The 17,960-nt window shown below is 31.9% G+C and carries 8 protein-coding genes and 1 tRNA gene; all 9 read right to left on the bottom strand.

Annotated elements, in window-relative coordinates:
* Positions 1-718 precede the first annotated feature (718 nt).
* The 9 genes from QMD25_01660 to QMD25_01620 all read right to left on the bottom strand — a co-directional run bounded on the left by QMD25_01660 (position 719) and on the right by QMD25_01620 (position 17,958).
* Positions 719-7,483: a stalk domain-containing protein gene (locus QMD25_01660; protein ID MDI6860708.1), complete on the bottom strand. Its 6,765-nt coding sequence runs from the start codon at positions 7,481-7,483 to the stop codon at positions 719-721.
* The gene (locus QMD25_01655) at positions 7,476-7,610 is read right to left on the bottom strand and encodes a hypothetical protein (protein ID MDI6860707.1); all 135 of its coding nucleotides are present in this window, start codon (positions 7,608-7,610) and stop codon (positions 7,476-7,478) included. Before QMD25_01655 ends, QMD25_01660 begins: the two co-directional genes overlap by 8 nt.
* Positions 7,611-8,014: 404 nt before the next feature.
* Positions 8,015-11,314 carry a S8 family serine peptidase gene (locus tag QMD25_01650; GenBank protein MDI6860706.1) on the bottom strand — a complete coding sequence of 1,100 codons (3,300 nt, stop codon included), beginning with the start codon at positions 11,312-11,314 and terminating at the stop codon, positions 8,015-8,017.
* A gap of 69 nt (positions 11,315-11,383) precedes the next feature.
* Positions 11,384-13,813 (bottom strand): FAD-dependent oxidoreductase, encoded by a 2,430-nt coding sequence (locus tag QMD25_01645; GenBank protein ID MDI6860705.1) that lies wholly within the window; start codon positions 13,811-13,813, stop codon positions 11,384-11,386.
* A 142-nt stretch (positions 13,814-13,955) separates the two neighbouring features.
* Positions 13,956-14,030, bottom strand: a tRNA-Glu gene (locus QMD25_01640).
* A gap of 29 nt (positions 14,031-14,059) precedes the next feature.
* Positions 14,060-14,839 carry a tRNA (adenine-N1)-methyltransferase gene (locus QMD25_01635; protein ID MDI6860704.1) on the bottom strand — a complete coding sequence of 260 codons (780 nt, stop codon included), beginning with the start codon at positions 14,837-14,839 and terminating at the stop codon, positions 14,060-14,062.
* Positions 14,829-15,743: an ATP-binding protein gene (locus QMD25_01630; GenBank protein ID MDI6860703.1), complete on the bottom strand. Its 915-nt coding sequence runs from the start codon at positions 15,741-15,743 to the stop codon at positions 14,829-14,831. The genes QMD25_01635 and QMD25_01630 overlap by 11 nt, the downstream gene beginning before the upstream one ends.
* 20 nt (positions 15,744-15,763) lie before the next feature.
* On the bottom strand, positions 15,764-17,041 hold the full coding sequence (locus QMD25_01625; GenBank protein ID MDI6860702.1) for a Y-family DNA polymerase: 1,278 nt from the start codon (positions 17,039-17,041) through the stop codon (positions 15,764-15,766).
* Positions 17,042-17,112: 71 nt separating this feature from the next.
* Positions 17,113-17,958, bottom strand: coding sequence for a transposase (locus tag QMD25_01620; protein MDI6860701.1), 846 nt, complete (start codon positions 17,956-17,958; stop codon positions 17,113-17,115).
* Between the last annotated feature and the right edge of the window lie 2 nt (positions 17,959-17,960).

Raw genomic sequence — 17,960 nt, 5'->3', positions numbered from 1 at the left:
GTTTTGCTTTTCTTTTTAATTCAAAAACCACTTTTAAACTAAAAGTCTATCTTAAAACAGTCAAAAAAGTTTTGTCTTATCATAATATTGGTTCTATCTTACTATATGAAGTTGTTTATGAGAGTAACACCTATTAAAACCAACAAAATACCAAAGGAATAATTTATTAAATTCCCAATTGTTAAACCAAAATTTTCAAATGGGATCATCGTTTCACCCCCTCATTTTCTGTTGCATTGATTATATATTGTAATGCTTTTGAAGAAAAATATTGCATGAATTGAATGAAAATTAATTATGTTTTTATATGTAATATACAAGATATTTAATTAAATGCAGAACTTCTAGTGAGAGTCATGTTAATTTCTGTTCTGTAGTTATCTATATTCGATATGTATGGATATGTTCGATATTTGCTTACCAAATTGTATAAGTTAAATTAGCTGATGATATATATTAGGATCAAAATCAACTTTACTAATACGGTAATTGATAATTTTTCTTAGTAAGAACTTCATGTTATAGAATCATATGTGAAATATTAATTAATATATATACACAACAGATGCTGAAGTTACTGCATTAGAAAGTTTATATTAATTAAAAAAATTTTTTAAAAGAAAAAGGGCTGGAGTAACTCCAGCCCTTTTATCTTTTTAACCCAAATCCCCACAGGAGACCCCATGATAAGGAGTCCCCTGTGGTTCCTGTAGGTGTCTTAGTTATACCAGAGGAATTCGATTGTTACTGTTTGATAGAGGGAATTCCAGTCAACTTTGGCACCAAATGCTTCTGCTACAAATCTAAGTGGAACGAATGTTCTTCCATTTACAATTACTGGAGCAACATCAAGTGTTACGACTTGTCCATCAACAATTGCTGTTGGGTTGCCAACTTGGAGACCAATTGTGTGAACTGCTGATTTAAGTTGAAGTGTTATGTTGATTCCCTTTGTCTCTGGAATCCATTCAACATTAGCGCCAAATGCTTCTGCGATAAATCTCAATGGAACCATTGTTCTTCCGTTCTGGATGAATGGAGCTGCCTCAAGTGGATCACCATATACACCATTTACTTTTGGTGTTGGATTACCAATTTGAAGTTCAAGTGTTGTTTTTCTAAATACAACAACTTTAACTTCAACTTTCTTAGAGTTACCAACAGCATCTGTTGCAACAACTGTAACCAAGTTTTCGCCATAATTAAGTGTGAGTTCAACTTCCCAATCGTCATATGTTACTGTTGCTGGTTTATCATTAACAACTACTTTTGCTCCTGCTTCAACGTAACCTGTGAGTTTAACCTTTGTTGTGGTGATTGGTCCAGGTGGAACCATAACTGTTACTTCTGGTGGAATTGTATCAAGAACTACTTTTACTACTTTTTCTGTCTTGTTTCCAGATTTATCTTTTGCAACAACAACAATTTCGTTCTCTCCCTCTTTAAGTGTAACTTCAGCAGAGAATTTTCCATCAGCACCAACTGTTGCCTCAACTCCATTAACCATAACTGTTGGAACTCCAGCATTATCTGTTGCGATTCCTGTAATTGTTACTGTTGGTTTATTTGTTGGGGAAATTGGTTTATCAACTGAAAGTTCTGGTGCAATTGTATCAGCACCAACAACAACTACAACCTTTCCTGGAACATATCCATCTTTTGATGCAGAAACAAGAATTTCTCCTGCTTCTGTTGGTTTAACCATGAATTTTGCAACACCATCTGCATCTGTTACACCAGATAGATCAACTCCAGCACCATAAAGTGTAACACTTGCTCCTGCAACTGGGAAGTTTGGACCAGCCTCAGTTACTTTTACTACTACTTCTGTCTCAACTCCAACTACAAGGTCACCTTTAAGTGAGAGGCCGAGACCTTTTGCTGAGTCAAAGTATGGAAGTGGCCAACTTGCATTACCAACTGGTGGTGAAATTCTTGTGAGTTTTCTTGCATCTGCAAGGTCATGACCATATGGTTTAACAGTGCCATAATATTCTTTTGGATATCCACATACATATTCTGATGTGAAATCTGGTGCTCTATCATCATATGTCCAGTAGAGTGGTTCACCTGGTGATGTATAATCAGCCCACCATGGCCAAGTCATATCTTTCATCCAGAAGAAATCATCACCATAGTGATTTACAACAGCAAGGTATGCAACCTTTGTTCCTGTTCCACGAGGTCTAAAGTTAAGTGTAGCCATAGAGTTTTCATCAAGTGTACCATAAGCCCAAACTTCAACATTTCCAACAAGTTGTACTTGAACACCTGGTCTTGCTGGTAGATCTCTTTCATCTGCAGGTAATGCATGTACAACAAGATGATTCTCAAGTCCATATGTCAAGTCATAGTAATTTGGATTGAAAATATCTTTACTTAGTTCAAGATGTGTCTCACCATCAAGAACTTCAAATCTCAAGAAGTTAATATCAACTTTGGTGTCAGCATTTGCATACCAATCAAGATAGAATGCACCATCGCCATTTATATCATCATCATTGTACAGATTCTTACCAAGAATACCAGAAAGAGCACCAATATCTGTTGTAATTACAAAGAATGTTGCTTGTCCATTTTCATCAAGTGGTATGGTATCATCAAGATTTATTACTGGACACTCGTCCTCAGGTGTGCCAGAAAGATCTGGGAATAGTTGACCCCAATTCCACTTATCATAGTTGTAATCATTGTTGTATATTGCATTGTTTGTCCACCAACCTTCATCTGGTGGATTTGGTACACCATCAACTACTGTATCACCAAATACATCAAATTTTGTGAATCCATAACCAAATTCTGGCTCTCTTGGTTCATAGAAACTATATACTCTTCCTGCCTCATCATAACTTGTTGCAACAAGGTTAAAGTAATGAGGTGTATATGCAACATATGGTAAGAATCCAGCATATACTCCTTCAATTTCTGGTGCACAAATATCAGCTGGTTTACCGGGCCCACCTATTGGATTTCCATTGCAATCTGTTGCAGTAACTGTAACTTTATAGAATCTTAAGTCACCAACTGTCATAACAAAGTCTGGATCTCCTGGTACTTCATGCACTGTTCCATTTGGATCTTCAAGGTTTACAATTTCCCATTTAACTTTTGGAAGTTCAACTACAACTTCAACTTCACCATAGTGCTTTCTATCTGGTGAATAGACTTGAACAAGGAATTTTCCTTTATCATTTGCTGTGAATCCAAGGAATTTATAGACACCAGATGCTATTCCTGTGAAATCTCTAATTGCAAAAATTGTTGAATTCCATACATTATCATCAACTGTAGAATTTAGTAATACTCTTACCCAGTTATTCACGCCATCATTTGGTCTAAAGAGATAGTTTTGAATTAATGAGTAATCAGTAATTGTTACGCCATTAACTCCTTTAGAAAGATCAACTGGATTCCCATCTGCGTCTGTTACAACAAATGTTAATGGATCACTTCCATTATATTCTGGAACAACTCCAGCAGTTAAGCATGGCTTTGTTTCAACATTATAATCTTTCTTTCCAACTACCTTCAACTCCTTTTGACCTGCAAGATAGACTTCCCAATCATCAATATTTCCAGTATATTTGTTTGCTACTCTTGGATTGATACCATCATCACCATATACATATGAAGTTAATCTTACTGGAATTACTTCATTATCTAATAGGATTCCATTTCTATCAAAATCAAATCCAATTTCGTTAAGTTGTGCTCCGAAAGCTGAAATCAAATTAAATACGTATTCACCTTGGTTAATGTTTGTTGTTAGTGCAGTATAACTTATAAAGCCGCCATTCCAAGATCTTGTTGCAATGTCATATGTACCAACAATTTCAGTTTCATAATCTTTAAATGAGATCTTTCCATCGCCTGTAAAATCAAATCCATTGTATACAGGGCTTAAAACAGGTGGGTTATTGGTTAAATCATTTGCAACATTAAGTCTTGTGCCACCCTTTGGTGTTTGTCCTGAAATCCATCCATCACCTACACCATATCTTGTTCCAAGTTCTGGTCTTACTGGATCAAGAATTCCTCTATCTTGCCACAAGAACATAACAACATTGTTTGCAAGTGGTTGTTTTGTTGTGATTGTTGTTTCACCATATGGTGTTGTATCTTTGTCAAATGGATAAACTTTTGCTGTTACTTTAAGAGTATTGTCTGCATCAACTTCAAGTTCATTCTTATCTGTTACAAGTTCAACTGCATGAACTGGAATATTTTCTGGTGTATCCATACAAGAAGTGCAATATTTATATGTTACTGAATAAGTTTTTCCAGCTTCTGCGTCATAATAATAAGCAGTTACTTTAATATATCCTGGGCCAGTTGGTATTATTCCTTGTAATAACACAACATCCTCTAATACCCAACCATCTTCATACTCAAACTCATCAACAATATAACCACCTGGTAACTCTGGATACCAAATTGAACCAAATGAAGTCACACTCCAATAATTAAAGTATTTATATGACTTTGGTAGGTTAGGAGTTGTATTATATGTATATGCTCCATTATATGGTCCAACCATAAATACTGGCTGTCCATCTGGACTTGCTTTGATTCCTTCCACAACTACTTTTGTTGGTGTTAAATGATATCCATATTTATCTTTTAGAATAAATCTTATTGTATAATTTGTTAATGGATAGTATTCTGTACCAAGTTTCCAGAATACATTTCTAAATTGTGCATGTCTTGAATTAAATCCATTTGGTAAAAGAACAGATGGATTAGATGCACCTACTGGTCCTGTATTTGGTTGTCCTTGCCAGTTATATCCCCAACCTGAGCCTGGAAGGTTAGATTGACCACCTGGATAAGATCTTAATTCCATTGTTAAGTTTCTTAATACCCATGGGAATTGATTTGCTGCTGGTCCATATGGAGGATATGGATTTCCAAATGGAGAATTTCTTAAGCCTTCATCTACAATTTCAAACTCTGCAAAGTTGATATCATAAATTTTTGCTGTTTTTACAGTCACTGGCTCTTTTGTCATGTAATCAATTAATTGGAAGTCAAGATTTAATGGGAAGGTTGGATAATCATACCAATAACTATCTCTTGTATCTAAATTATTTTCTTGAACATAGGTGTTCTCAAGTGGATAGAGAATATTCCAGTAATTTGTTGTAGTAAATACTGTAAATTTAATTTCATCGCACTCTTTTGTTGGTGGTTTGACTGGAACCATAACCATACTATTAACTATTCCAACTGGAAGTGGATAGTCAACAATTGTATATGTTGTTCCTGTTGTTCCAACAGTTTCTCCAGGATCTGGAATTCCGTTCTTAAGTGGTGCACTTGTTGAATCAACAAATGTCATTGCTGGAGAAACAGAAATTGGTGTACTATTAAGAATTTCGTTGTTTGGACTCCAATCATAAACATTGGTTAGAGGTCCAGCAGTGTCATCCATTAGCCATAGATAATCAACAGATGAGCCTTTCTGTAAGATGTAAAGATTATTATTTGCATCTTTTACAAGAGCATACCATAATATTCCACCGCCACTTGCATTTACATAGGCGTAAAGATACTCTTCTTCTGCTGGATTGAATGGTCCAGATGGATCATCAACATCTATTGGGTTATCAATATTTTCAAGATAGATTCCAAAGTTTGGAAATCTTTGATCAAGATAAGAGATACAATCTCTATCACCAGTTGCAACAATTACTTCTGGTTCGATTGGATAATACTTTTCAAACCAGCAATCATACATATTTCTAAATACACCATTTACAAATAGATAATCGTCATCAGGGTCATTTTGAACATAAGCATCTGCAGGGAATGGAACAACAATATTTCCATATGTTCCATCTTCTGGACCGATTGCTCCACAAATTTCTGCATATGCTGAAATTCTAAATTGTGGGTAGTCATGTTTCATTGTTTTTGCAAGTGAACCTCTCCATGGTGTAACTTCAAATCTATAACTCTTTTGTGATGCACTAAGATAGAAATCTCCACCAGGAAGCACTGTTTCATAACCTTCAACAAATGGTGGATTAGGAGCATTTCCTAAATTAACTGGATAATAACCTGGAACCTGTGCTAAAACATGTACTCTTGCTCCAGGTGGTAATGTGCAATCATCAGGCAAAGAAACAACCACTGTGTAAGTTTCTTCTACTCTTAATTTATCAACTACATTTCCATCTGGGTATGTTTCATAAACTTTAACATCAAGATTCATTTTTCCTGGTAGAACTGGTATATCAAAACCTCTAAAATCACCAAATCTTAATGTTAATCCAGTATATAAAAGTGGAGTTTCATAATAAAAAGTATCATTTGCAACCACTGTATCTCCTGCTGAAATAGAAGTATCTCCATCGATATCAATTACATTAACATCTGCGATAGGTACATATGGTGTACCTGTCCATACGGTAGAATCTACAATATCGATTTGTTTTTTTACTTTAAAATAAAGTTCATCTTCAATAGGTTCTAAAAGGAATTCGCCAGGTTCAACAATGTTATCACCATCATCTAAGAAATATTGTGTATTTCCATAAACATCGGTGTATCTAATTACTTGACCTTGGTTAGGTAAATCACCATAGTTTCCACCAAGTGCACCAAACCATAGTTCTCCTTGTGTTAATGGTACATAATCATCAGATGTGTTGTGAGAAATTAATGTATAATCATCTGCGGTAATATTATCATAACCGTCATCAAACCAAATTTCAAGGTCAAGAAATTCTCTGTTTGTTAATTTTATATTATGGAAAACTGTGGTTGCAACTTTTTGTGCAACTGACCATGAAAGTTGTTGAGAAATTGGAGTTAAAATATCAGTTCCTGTTCCTTTTGACAATCTTGCTGCAATAATTGGGTTTCTTGGAAGATTTTCTGTCCAGTAGGCAGGTTCCATATCAGATTCAACTGCTATATCATAAACTACTTCATTACCGCAGCATGATGCTTGTAAAACTTCAAATAAAACAAGTCCATCTCCTTCGTTTAAATCATCATAATAATCATTATCTAAGAAGTTTAAAACAAAGTTTCTTCCACTAACTACAATTGTCCAATCTGATAGTGTGCTTCCAAGTGGAAATGGTCCATATCTTCTTGTATTATTTGTTGTCGCTGGTGTCTCAAAGGTTGTATCTGGATCAAGAAATAGGTGTAAACCATTATTGCCATCAATAGCTACTATTGCATAATATCGATCTAATAATTTTGATCCAGCTGCATCAGAAATAACTGTTAAATAAACATCTGTTCCTAAAAATGGTGTATAACCAGTAACATACCATAAGAAAGAATAAGGTCTTAGATCTGAATTAACAGTGCTTCTAGTTGGAGGAGCATTAAATGTTACACTCCATAATGCATTTACAATCATTGTTGCATTTTTGGCAGATTGTGCTGAAACTGTTTTTGTCGTTCTGAATGGGACAAAGGAGAGGGCCATTAATGTAATTAAAATAAATGCTAAAATTTTACGCATAAGCGTAAACCTCCTTTTTTATAAATTTTTTGAGGAATCCGTCCTCAAGCGGGGTTAGGGTCTTAATTAAAAAGTTATGTTTCTTATCCTCCCTAACCTTTAGGATAAGAAACCTCTTCTTTTTCACCTCTTACTCTCACCTCCTTTCTTTGAATTTGAGTTTGAGAAAACTCTTGGCGTCTCCTACCCACTCTGGTTTTTACCCAGCGGTTTGGAGTTACTGCCAATTCTCAAACTCCAAAATATAATATGCAAATTTTATGCCAAAATTAAAAATAAGATTTATAAAGCGCTTTTTAAAAATTTTGAAAATAAAAATTAAAAAATTTTTGTTTAATTTTTTTCACACCTCTTAAAAATATTAATATAATCATTCACTTTTCTCTGTTTCCAATTTTCACACCACTGTGCAAATTTTACACATGTTACAATGGTGTCAGGCACCTTTGTAACATTTTTGAGAGGATTAAAAATAAAAAGCCCTGGGAAATGCCCCAGGGCTTTTTAAATAACTTTCCTTTATACCTTGTTTTATGGTCTTCCAACAACTTCGTGAATGATAACCTTCTCCTTCTTCATATTAAGTAGAATTCTAAATGATTGAGTATAGAAGTTTCCATCAAATACAAGGTTTGTGTTTCCATCAGCATAAACAACAAATCCTTTTCCTGTCTGAGTGTCAAACTCAAATCTTGTTGTTGGATACCAAGGTGTATATAGATTTTTACTTGGCCACATAAATCTCCACATCTTTGTTGAAGGATTAATCTGGAAGAAGTATCCTTTTGACCTATTTGTTACAGTTGGAAGAGTTAAACTTGAATTTCCAGCAAAGTCTATAGCTTCGACTAAGAAGCTATGACCTATTGGTGAGCCAGATATTGTATATGATGATGTTGATGGACTTACACTATCAATCAATTCTCCATCCATATAAATGTTAAATCCCCAAATACCACTTCTTTCATCTGTCGCATTCCAATTTATAAATGTATTACCACTGTTTTCACTAACACTCCATGTAACAATTGGAGATATTGTATCTATAATTAATGGAAAATCTTTTATGTCATATGTTTTAGCGCCACCTGTTGGATCTGAGCCAGCCTCTGCTTGAATTCTAAAGTAATAGTTTCCATCGGGTAAAACATTTCCAGATGAATCTTTTCCATCCCATACCCAATCATAATTCCATCCATACCAATATTGATACCAATTTGGTTGTAATCCATTTTTTCTTACATAAGTATCAATTATTGGGGTTAATAATTTTTGTTTTGAACTATTTAATACTTGAAATTGAATTTCCTTTGTTCCTCTTAAAAGGGAAAGAACTGCCCAAACTTCATCTTTAATTCCATCAGCGTTTGGTGAAATTGCAATTTTACTTCTATATAAATCACCATAGAAATCTTCTCCAAGTGGATAAAATGTTGTACCATCAAGATAATATAGCCATGTATAACCAAACCACCACCACCGTTCATTAGGATCAAAGGCCACAGGATCTATTACTGGATTGTGTGTATACCATTGATTTTCATAATCATAAGATACATCTTGCCAATCACCATGAAGGATTGAAAATGGAAGGTGTAAATTTGGTTGAGAACCAGTTGAATTCAAATAGATAAATCCATCAACAAAAACATTTTCAAAATATGCAAATGAACTCATATCTAATTCCATATAAAATTCAACTACACCATTTGCTGGAACTGTAATTGATGTTATTGGATTAAGTGAAAGATCTCTAAAAGTAAATCCTGTGGTACTAGCAGAATATAACGTCCTTACAAACCAAATCGTTTTATAACCTGATAGGTTGTATGTTAAATCACTTGAAGATTTGTTAACAACTTTTATTTTTTCTCTAAATATTGAAGAACCTTCACTATCTCCAGTAATCCATGGAGAATTTGGATTATTTCCATAAACTAAAACCTTGTAATCAAGAGCGTTTAATGCATTAACCATATCAATCCTTCCAGCACCCTGTAATCTTGGTGAATATGGATAGCCAGATACTGTTAAGATCTTTGAAGTTGTCATTAGTATATTTTTAATTTCATATGGTTTAAGTGTTGGATCTTTTTCTAACATTATGGCTGCAGCACCTGCAACATGAGGAGATGCTATAGAAGTACCGGACTTAACTGCATAGCCACCATCTGGAACAGTTGAATAAATATATCCACCTGGTGCAGAAACTTCAGGTTTTCCTTCCATAAACGGAGTTAATCCCCAAGAAGTAAATGAAGAGGGTGTATCCACAGTTGAAACTGGAATACTAGTTAAATCTCCTGTAAATCTTATTTTAGGGGAGGAAAGATCCCTTAAATAAATTCCATCTGAATAACCTATAAATATTGCAGGGATTGTAATATCACTTGCTAATGACATAACAACTAAAGCATTACCGCCACTTGCATGGTTATGTACAATTGCTGCAATAGCACCTGCATTTTGAGCGTTTCTCACTTTATTAACAAAAGTTGGATCACCAGGTCCGCCTCTCTCCATTAAAGCAATTCTTCCAGGAACAAAACTTGAAAAGTCACTAGGGCTATTCCCATATCCTACAAATTGAACATCATATTCATTAGTTGTACCAAGAACTTGAACTGGATCAGGAGATGGGCTCCCTACAAAATATTCTAAAACTTGGTTTGGAGTTTGACTTGTTTCAAGTGCATAGGGTACTGTCATATAAGAGTTATCTGATGATGCAACAGAAATTACTACAGGGGTTGTTGATGGGTCTCCTACAACTCCAATATCTGGATAAATCATACTATACTTTCCATTTCCAAATTGATCTATCCAAATATAAGGATAATATTGATAATAAGCATTACCTGCTGATATTGCAACTGTTATTCCAGCATTTACAGCATTTGATATTGCAATTTGCTCTGGATCGTCTGGTTGATTAAAACCATAATCTGAGCCAAATGACATATTAATTACATCTACACCTAAATTTGTTAAATATTCAAAAGCAGCAATAATTGATTCACTAGTTGCATAATCAAGACATCCACTGACAATTTTTGCAGCAACAAGTTTTGCATCTTTTGCAACACCTTGTATGGTTCCATTTGCTGCTACAATTCCAGCCACATGTGTACCATGCCCATTACAATCTATAGGATCAGAATCCCAATCGCCAAAATCATATCCTGCTATTACCTTTGAATTTGGAAATCCTGGACCACCTAAATCAGGATGATTATAATCGATCCCAGTGTCAACAATTCCTACAACTAAACCATTTCCAGTATAACCTAAACCACCAGAAGGAGCACCTCCTTGAATTAAAGGAACAGAGTAAATAAGCTCTATTTTCCAAACTCTTGGAAAAGAGATTCTTTTTACATAAGGAATTTTTCCTAAATTATTAAACTCTTTTATTGGAATCTCAATTGTTATTTGATTGTAAAGGTATTGAGTTTTTGTAACAACTTTAAAGTTGATTTTCTTTGTCTCAAGGTACTTAATTACTTCATTTTGTTGATATTTAATTCTCCACTCTTTTCCTTTATTTACCAATGGAGGTTCTTGAAGAGTAAGAATTAATCTAATTTTTCCTTCTTCTCTTACAATTGGTAATTCTGCATAATATTTTGGAATTTTTACTCCATCAATGTACACATAATTTGATATCATAGGGATGCCTTTAGTAATATCAGGCTTTTCACGATTTTGTGGTAAAACCTCTTCTTCTGTTAACTCCAAAACTGGTTCTGGAGGTGAAAAGGCTTTTGTGGTAAACCCATGTAGAAAAAGAAATAATAACATGATAAGAATAATTACTGTAATCTTTTTCATAACTCCTCCTTTAAACTCAATTTTTATATTTTTATTCAAATTATAATATTAAATCACGAATTGTCAAGATTATATAAATAAGTTTATTCCTGAAGTTTCAGCAAAAGAAAGATATGTACCAACTCCTCCTTCTTCTATTCCATCAATTAATTCTTCTCTTTTTATTCCCATAAGATCCATTGTCATTCTACACGCAACAACTCTTCCACCATTTTTTATAAAAGTTTTAAGAAGTTCTTCAGGTGGTAAAACATTATATTTTTTCATAATTCCTTTGATCATTTTTGTTCCAATTCCAAGCATATTCATTTTTGATAAGGTTAGGCGTTTTGCACCCCTTGGCATCATAAAACCAAACATTTTTTCAATAAAATTCTTTTTAACTTCTACTTTATAATCTTTTCTTAAAACATTGAGACCCCAAAAGGTAAAGAACATACTAACTTTTTTACCCATAGAAAGAGCGCCATTTGCAATAATTAATGATGCCATAACTCTATCAAAATCATTTGAAAAAAGAATAATAGAAACTGAGTCACTTTTTTTCTCTACACTCTCTTTTAACCTCTCACTTTGAGTATCTTTTTTAAGAAGTGCTTTTATTATTTTTCCTTTCTCAAGTGAAAGAAGAGATAAACCTTTGCTTTTAGCATAAGATTGAATATCATTATAAAATCCAGGATCTGTTGCTTCAATTTCTATTATTGTTCCAGAAGAAACCCTATCAAGGGCCTCTTTTAATTTCATAAGAGGTCCAGGACATGAGAGTCCTTTTGCATCTATCTTTACAATTTCATTTTCTTTTATAAAATCAACACTCTCTCTTTTTTCTTCAACTTTTTTTGATTGCAATTCTTTTTCTCCACCAAAACAAGATGAATAAAATGTTAAACCACCTGCAAGGTATTTTGCATTATATCCATTATCAATTAAAAATCTTACAGCATTATATGCTCTTTGTCCTTTACCACAACAAACAATATAAAGTTTGTCTTTTTCAAGTTCATTAAATCTATCTTTTAATTCACTTAAAGGAATATTAATTGAATTTTCAATTTTATTTGTTAAAGTCTCTTCTCTTTCTCTTATATCTAATAAAACTGCACCTTTTTTAACCAAATCATCAACCTCAAAAATTGTTACCTTAGGCGCAAGACCTGATAAATCATCTTCTGCCATTGTTCCAATGATATTTAGTGGATTTTTTGCATGACCATATTGAGGTGAATATGCAAAATCAATATCTTTAAGTTCTGTTACTTTTGCATTAAATCTTATTGCTGTTGCAAGAGAGTTTATAATTGTATCAACACCATCAAAACCAACTGCTTGACCCCCTAACACTCTCCCAGAATTTGCATCATAAAAAACTTTAATATAGAGTGGATATGCATCTGGATAGTAACCTGCATGGTTAAAGGTGGAAAGGCACTCAAATTTATAATTTATTCCTAACTTTTCTAAACTCACTGAGTTTAATCCAGTTGCTGCTCCTGTTATATTAAAAACTTTAACAATTGCTGTTCCAATAGACCCAAGATATTTTGAAGAGATTCCACAAATTGTATCTGCTGCTACTCTCGCTTGTTTATGTGTTGGACCTGCAAGAGGAATTCTTGTTTTTGTTTTTGTAATAAAATTTTCGATTTCAACTGCATCACCAATTGCAAAAATATTTGGGTTTGATGTTCTCATATTCTCATCAACTAAAATTCCACCTGTTTCACCAATTTTAAGTCCTGCCTCTTTTGCTAAGGTGATTTCTGGCTTAACACCAATTGAAAAGACAACAAAATCACTTGAAATACTTGTTCCATTTTCTAAAATTGTCTCAATTTTATCTTCTTTTTCTTTAAACTCTTTAACAGCAGAACCTAAATAAAGATTTACTCCATTTATTTTTAACTCATCATGAATGTAAGATATTAAATCTTTATCAAGGAAAGATAAAACTTGAGGAAGTGCTTCTACAAGATTTACTTTAATCCCTCTTCTTACTAAATTTTCTGTTACTTCAATTCCTATAAAACCGCCCCCAACCACTGTAGCCTCTCTTTTTCCACTCTCAATTTCTTTTATAATATTATCTGCATCTCCAACTGTTCTTAAAGTAAAAATCTTTGAAGATTCAATTCCTGGAATTTTTGGTTTTATAGGAGATGCACCTGGAGATAAGACAAGAAAATCATAGCTATCTTCAAATTCTTCTTGAGTTTCAAGATTTTTTACTAAAATTTTTTTCTCTTGAGGAAATATTTTTAAAACTTCATGTCTAACATAAACATCAATACCATATTTTTTCTTCATCTCCTGGGGATTTGTAACAAAAAGGCGCTCTCTTGGTATAAGACCACCAATATAATATGGAATCCCACAATTTGCATAAGAAATGTAATAATCTCTCTCAAAAATTTTAACATTTGCATCACTTTTTAATCTTTTAATCCTTGTTGCACAGGTCGCTCCACCTGCAACTCCACCAACTATAATTACCTTCATACTCTCTCCTTTCTTGTTATTAATTAAAATTTAAAATCAATAAAATTTTATCAAAAATTATGTTAAAAAGGTGTCTGACACTTTTGTAACATGTTGAAATATGGAAATTATTCTCTAAGAGAACGGTGTGCTTTATAAAATTTGGTAGCGCCACGGGGAATCGAACCCCGATCTGAGGATTGAGAGCCCTCCGAACTAACCATTGTTCTATGGCGCCACCCAATTTCAAAATAAATTATACATAAATTAAATTTTCCTTGCAACAATTATAAAACCTGTATGAGCGACCATTCTATCAAGAGGTCTTGTTGCATTTTCCTCAATTTTCCATCTTCTCTCAAGTATTTCATACATCCCCTCAAAATAATAATTTTTAAATTTATCTAATTCAAGTTTGAATTTTATAATTTGCTGAATTGTTGGATTATATGAGATAAGAATTCCTCCTTTTTTTAATCCATTATTAACATTTTTTAAGGCATTCCATGGTTCAGGAAGGTCAAGAATCACTCTATCAAAATTTTTATCATCTTCATGTAGACCTTCAGTGTAAATGTCTCTTTTTCTTAAAATGAAATTTTTGGGTAATTCGCCAAAAAATCTCTCTACATTTTCTTTAAGTATATTTAAAAAATCTTCTCTTATTTCATATGTTACGAGTTTACCTCTTTTTCCAATAATTGATACAAGATAAATTGAAAGAGCACCACTTCCGCCACCTACCTCAAAAATTTTTAAACCAGCATGGATATCTCCATAAATTAAAATTTGTCCTATATCTTTTGGATAAATAATTTGTGCACCCCTTTTCATACAAAGTATATAATCAGATTTTTTTACTGGAAAAACAAAAACTAAAAAACCTTTTGAAGTTTGAATTATAGATCCATAACTTTTTCCAATTATTTGGTCATGTTCTATATATCCATAATGAAAATGAAATTTCTCACCTTTTTTAAGTTTTAAAATGAATTTCCTCTCCTTCTTATCAATTATCTCAACTAAATCACCTTCTTTAAACTTCACTTACTTTTCTTCCTGTTAATTTACAAAAATTACAAATTTCCTCATTTGTTGTTGGCATTCCACATATTTTACACTCTTTTAATTCTACATCTTCTATTTTGAAAAAATCTTTATTCCTTAAAAAACCAAAATAAAATGTTCTTTTTATACCTTTATAATTTTTATCTATAAAATCGATAACTTCTTTTGTTTTAGTTAATGTTACTTTTCCTCTTTTATAAGGACAAACAAAATCTGTATGTGGGATACCCATTAAATTTGCATAAATCTTGATCTCTTTATCTTGTAGTCTATAAAGTGGTTTGATTTTCTTAATTAATTTCTCATTTTTTGTTTCAAGAATTGGAAAATTTCTTGAAATAGTTTCAATATCCCAATTTAAAAAAGCCTTAAAAATTATTGCTATAGCATCATCAAGGTTGTGTCCAGTTGCAACTGCATCAAATTTATAATCATAAGCAATTTTATTCAATAAATACCTCTTTATTGAACCACAAACAGAACATGCTTCTCTATTTTTATTTCTTAAAAAAATCTCTTGCATATCAATATCAAAATCTTTTTTTAAATCAAATATCATTAATGGAAAAGAGTTGTTTTTAGAAAATTCATTAACTATATCTAAACTTTTCTCTGAAAATTCACCATAATTTAAGTTAATATGTACTGCTGTTGCATCAAATTCATATTTTTTTAGTAAATACCATAAAGACATACTATCTTTTCCCCCAGAAACAGCAACAAGAACCCTCTCATTTTTTCTTAGCATTTTCTTTTTTAATCCCTCACCATTTATTGCTCTCAAAAAACTATTTTCAAAATATATTTTAAAACAATCATCACAGAATCTTAAACTATCAATAAAAATTGTTGCTTCTCTCTTACATCTTACACACTTTGCCATATACAAAAATTTTATCAAATTTAACCAGATTTAACTATTGGAATTTCGTCCCACCTTGTTGTATAATTTTTTGATCTTCTAAGTTGCCTCATCATGTATGGTTTATTTATTCCATTTGAAAGTGGTTTTATTGTATCTCTTCCAAATTTTTTATTTATTGTATCAATCGTCTTCATTAACATTTCTTCTCTACTTCCTTTATAAATTGGATCGAAAAAGAAAAAAAGGCTCTCTTCTTCTGGAATTAATCCTTGTAATATTACTCCTGCTTTTTTATATAAAATTCCACTTTTATAGATTTTTTTAAGTTCATTAATTCCTCCTTCAATTATTTCGCTTGTATTTGCAGTTGGTCTTGGAAAATAAAAAGATGATGTTTTAAAATATTTTTCTGTTTCTTTAAATGGATTACTCATTAAAAAAACTGTAACAATAGAAGCAAGTTGTTTTTCCTTTCTCAATTTTTCTGCTGCAATTGTTATAAATGATGAAATGGCCTCCTTAAGATCTTTGAAATCAGTAAGATCTTTACCAAAAGACCTTGATGTTGAAATTGATTTTTTAGGTTTTTCCTCAAACTCCATTTCAATACATGGAATTCCATTTAATTCAAGAAGAATCCTTAATCCTAATGTTTTAAGATGTTTTTTTACCCATTCATATGGTAAATATTTAAAATCATATGCTGTTATAATTTCATTTTTCTTTAAGAATTCTTCAAAGGAAGGACCAATTCCCCAAACATCTCTTATCTCAATTTTTTTAAGAAATTCATCTACATCACTCCTCTCTAAAAGATTAAATATACCACCTAAACTTTTATCCTTTTTTGCTATTTTTGTTGCAATTTTTGCAAGTGTTTTTGTTTCTCCAACACCAATTGAAATTGGAATTCCAGTCCACTTTAAAACTCTTTCTCTTATTTTTTTAATATATTCATTAATGTTATGATATTTAAATCTATCAAAAGAGAGAAAAGCTTCATCTATTGAATATATTTCTATATCAGGACACATTGTTTTAATTGTCTCCATAACTCTTCTTGACATATCTCCATAAAGTGTGAAATTTGATGATAAAAGTTCTATCTTATATTTTTTAACTAAATTCTCATATTGAAAGATTGGGGCACCCATTGGAATTCCTATTTCTTTAACTTCATCTGATCTTGAAATTACGCAGCCATCATTATTTGACAAAACTACTACAGGTTTACCCTTAAGTTTTGGATTAAAAACTCTTTCACAAGATACATAAAAATTGTCACAATCAACAAGTGCAAAAACTTTTCTTTTCATCTTTCCACAATGTTACTATGGTGTCAGACACCATAGTAACATGTTACAAAAGTGTCAGACACCATAGTAACCTATTCTTCATATAAAGGTGCTAACTTCTCAATTTCATTATAAAATTTAACAATATTTGGATTTTTTCTCATTTCGCTTTCAATTTTGTTAGCGATTCTATATAGATGGGTTTTGGAAATGTCAAAATAATCTGCTATATCATCTACATTGAAATTTTTGTTTAACAAATAAAATATAATTAAATTTCTAAAAATTTTTTTATCTATATTAGAAAAGGCTTTCTCCAAATTTTTAATAACTTCAGAAATTCTTAGTGGATTCCCATTAATTGAGTTAATATGATTTATTTCACTTCCTGAGGAGATGAGACTCTCATATAAATTATTCACATAATAGATATAATCTTCCTTTTTTAAAGAGATTATTTCATAAAAAGAATTTTTATCTATAAGTGAATTTTCAATATCATAATAATAAAATTTGTAACTACTCCAATTGTAGTTTTGAGGTTTATCGATAAGATTTGCTTCAAGAGGGTTCAAATGAATATATCTTGAAACATTCAAGAAATATCCATCACTATTGATATAAAAACTTTTAAATCTATCCATAAAAAGATGGCCTAATCTAAAATTTTTATTATTGAAATATAAGGAGTATCTATGATTTAAATATTTCATAAAATATGATAAATTTGAATTATTTGTTTTTAACAAAATATGATAGTGATTTGGCATAAGACAAAAAGCAAAAATAGAAATATTATGTTTTAATCTCTCTTCATTTAAAATTTTTAAAAATTTTTCATAATCCTCATCATCATTATAAAGATTTGTCTCTTCAACAGATTTAGAAATAACATGAAAATAACCATTTTCAATATTTAGTCTTCTTTCTCTACCCATTT

Source organism: Caldisericia bacterium (assembly GCA_030018355.1).
Classification (GTDB): Bacteria; Caldisericota; Caldisericia; order B22-G15; family B22-G15; genus JAAYUH01.
Note: the sequence above shows the minus strand (reverse complement) of the source record. Positions and strands in the feature narration are given on the sequence as shown.

Excerpts from the sequence above, each read along its gene's own strand:
- QMD25_01660 (MDI6860708.1), bottom strand. The coding sequence starts at position 7,483 with ATGCGTAAAATTTTAGCATTTATTTTAATTACATTAATGGCCCTCTCC.
- QMD25_01650 (MDI6860706.1), bottom strand. The coding sequence starts at position 11,314 with ATGAAAAAGATTACAGTAATTATTCTTATCATGTTATTATTTCTTTTT.
- QMD25_01645 (MDI6860705.1), bottom strand. The coding sequence starts at position 13,813 with ATGAAGGTAATTATAGTTGGTGGAGTTGCAGGTGGAGCGACCTGTGCA.
- QMD25_01630 (MDI6860703.1), bottom strand. The coding sequence starts at position 15,743 with ATGGCAAAGTGTGTAAGATGTAAGAGAGAAGCAACAATTTTTATTGAT.
- QMD25_01625 (MDI6860702.1), bottom strand. The coding sequence starts at position 17,041 with ATGAAAAGAAAAGTTTTTGCACTTGTTGATTGTGACAATTTTTATGTA.
- QMD25_01620 (MDI6860701.1), bottom strand. The coding sequence starts at position 17,958 with ATGGGTAGAGAAAGAAGACTAAATATTGAAAATGGTTATTTTCATGTT.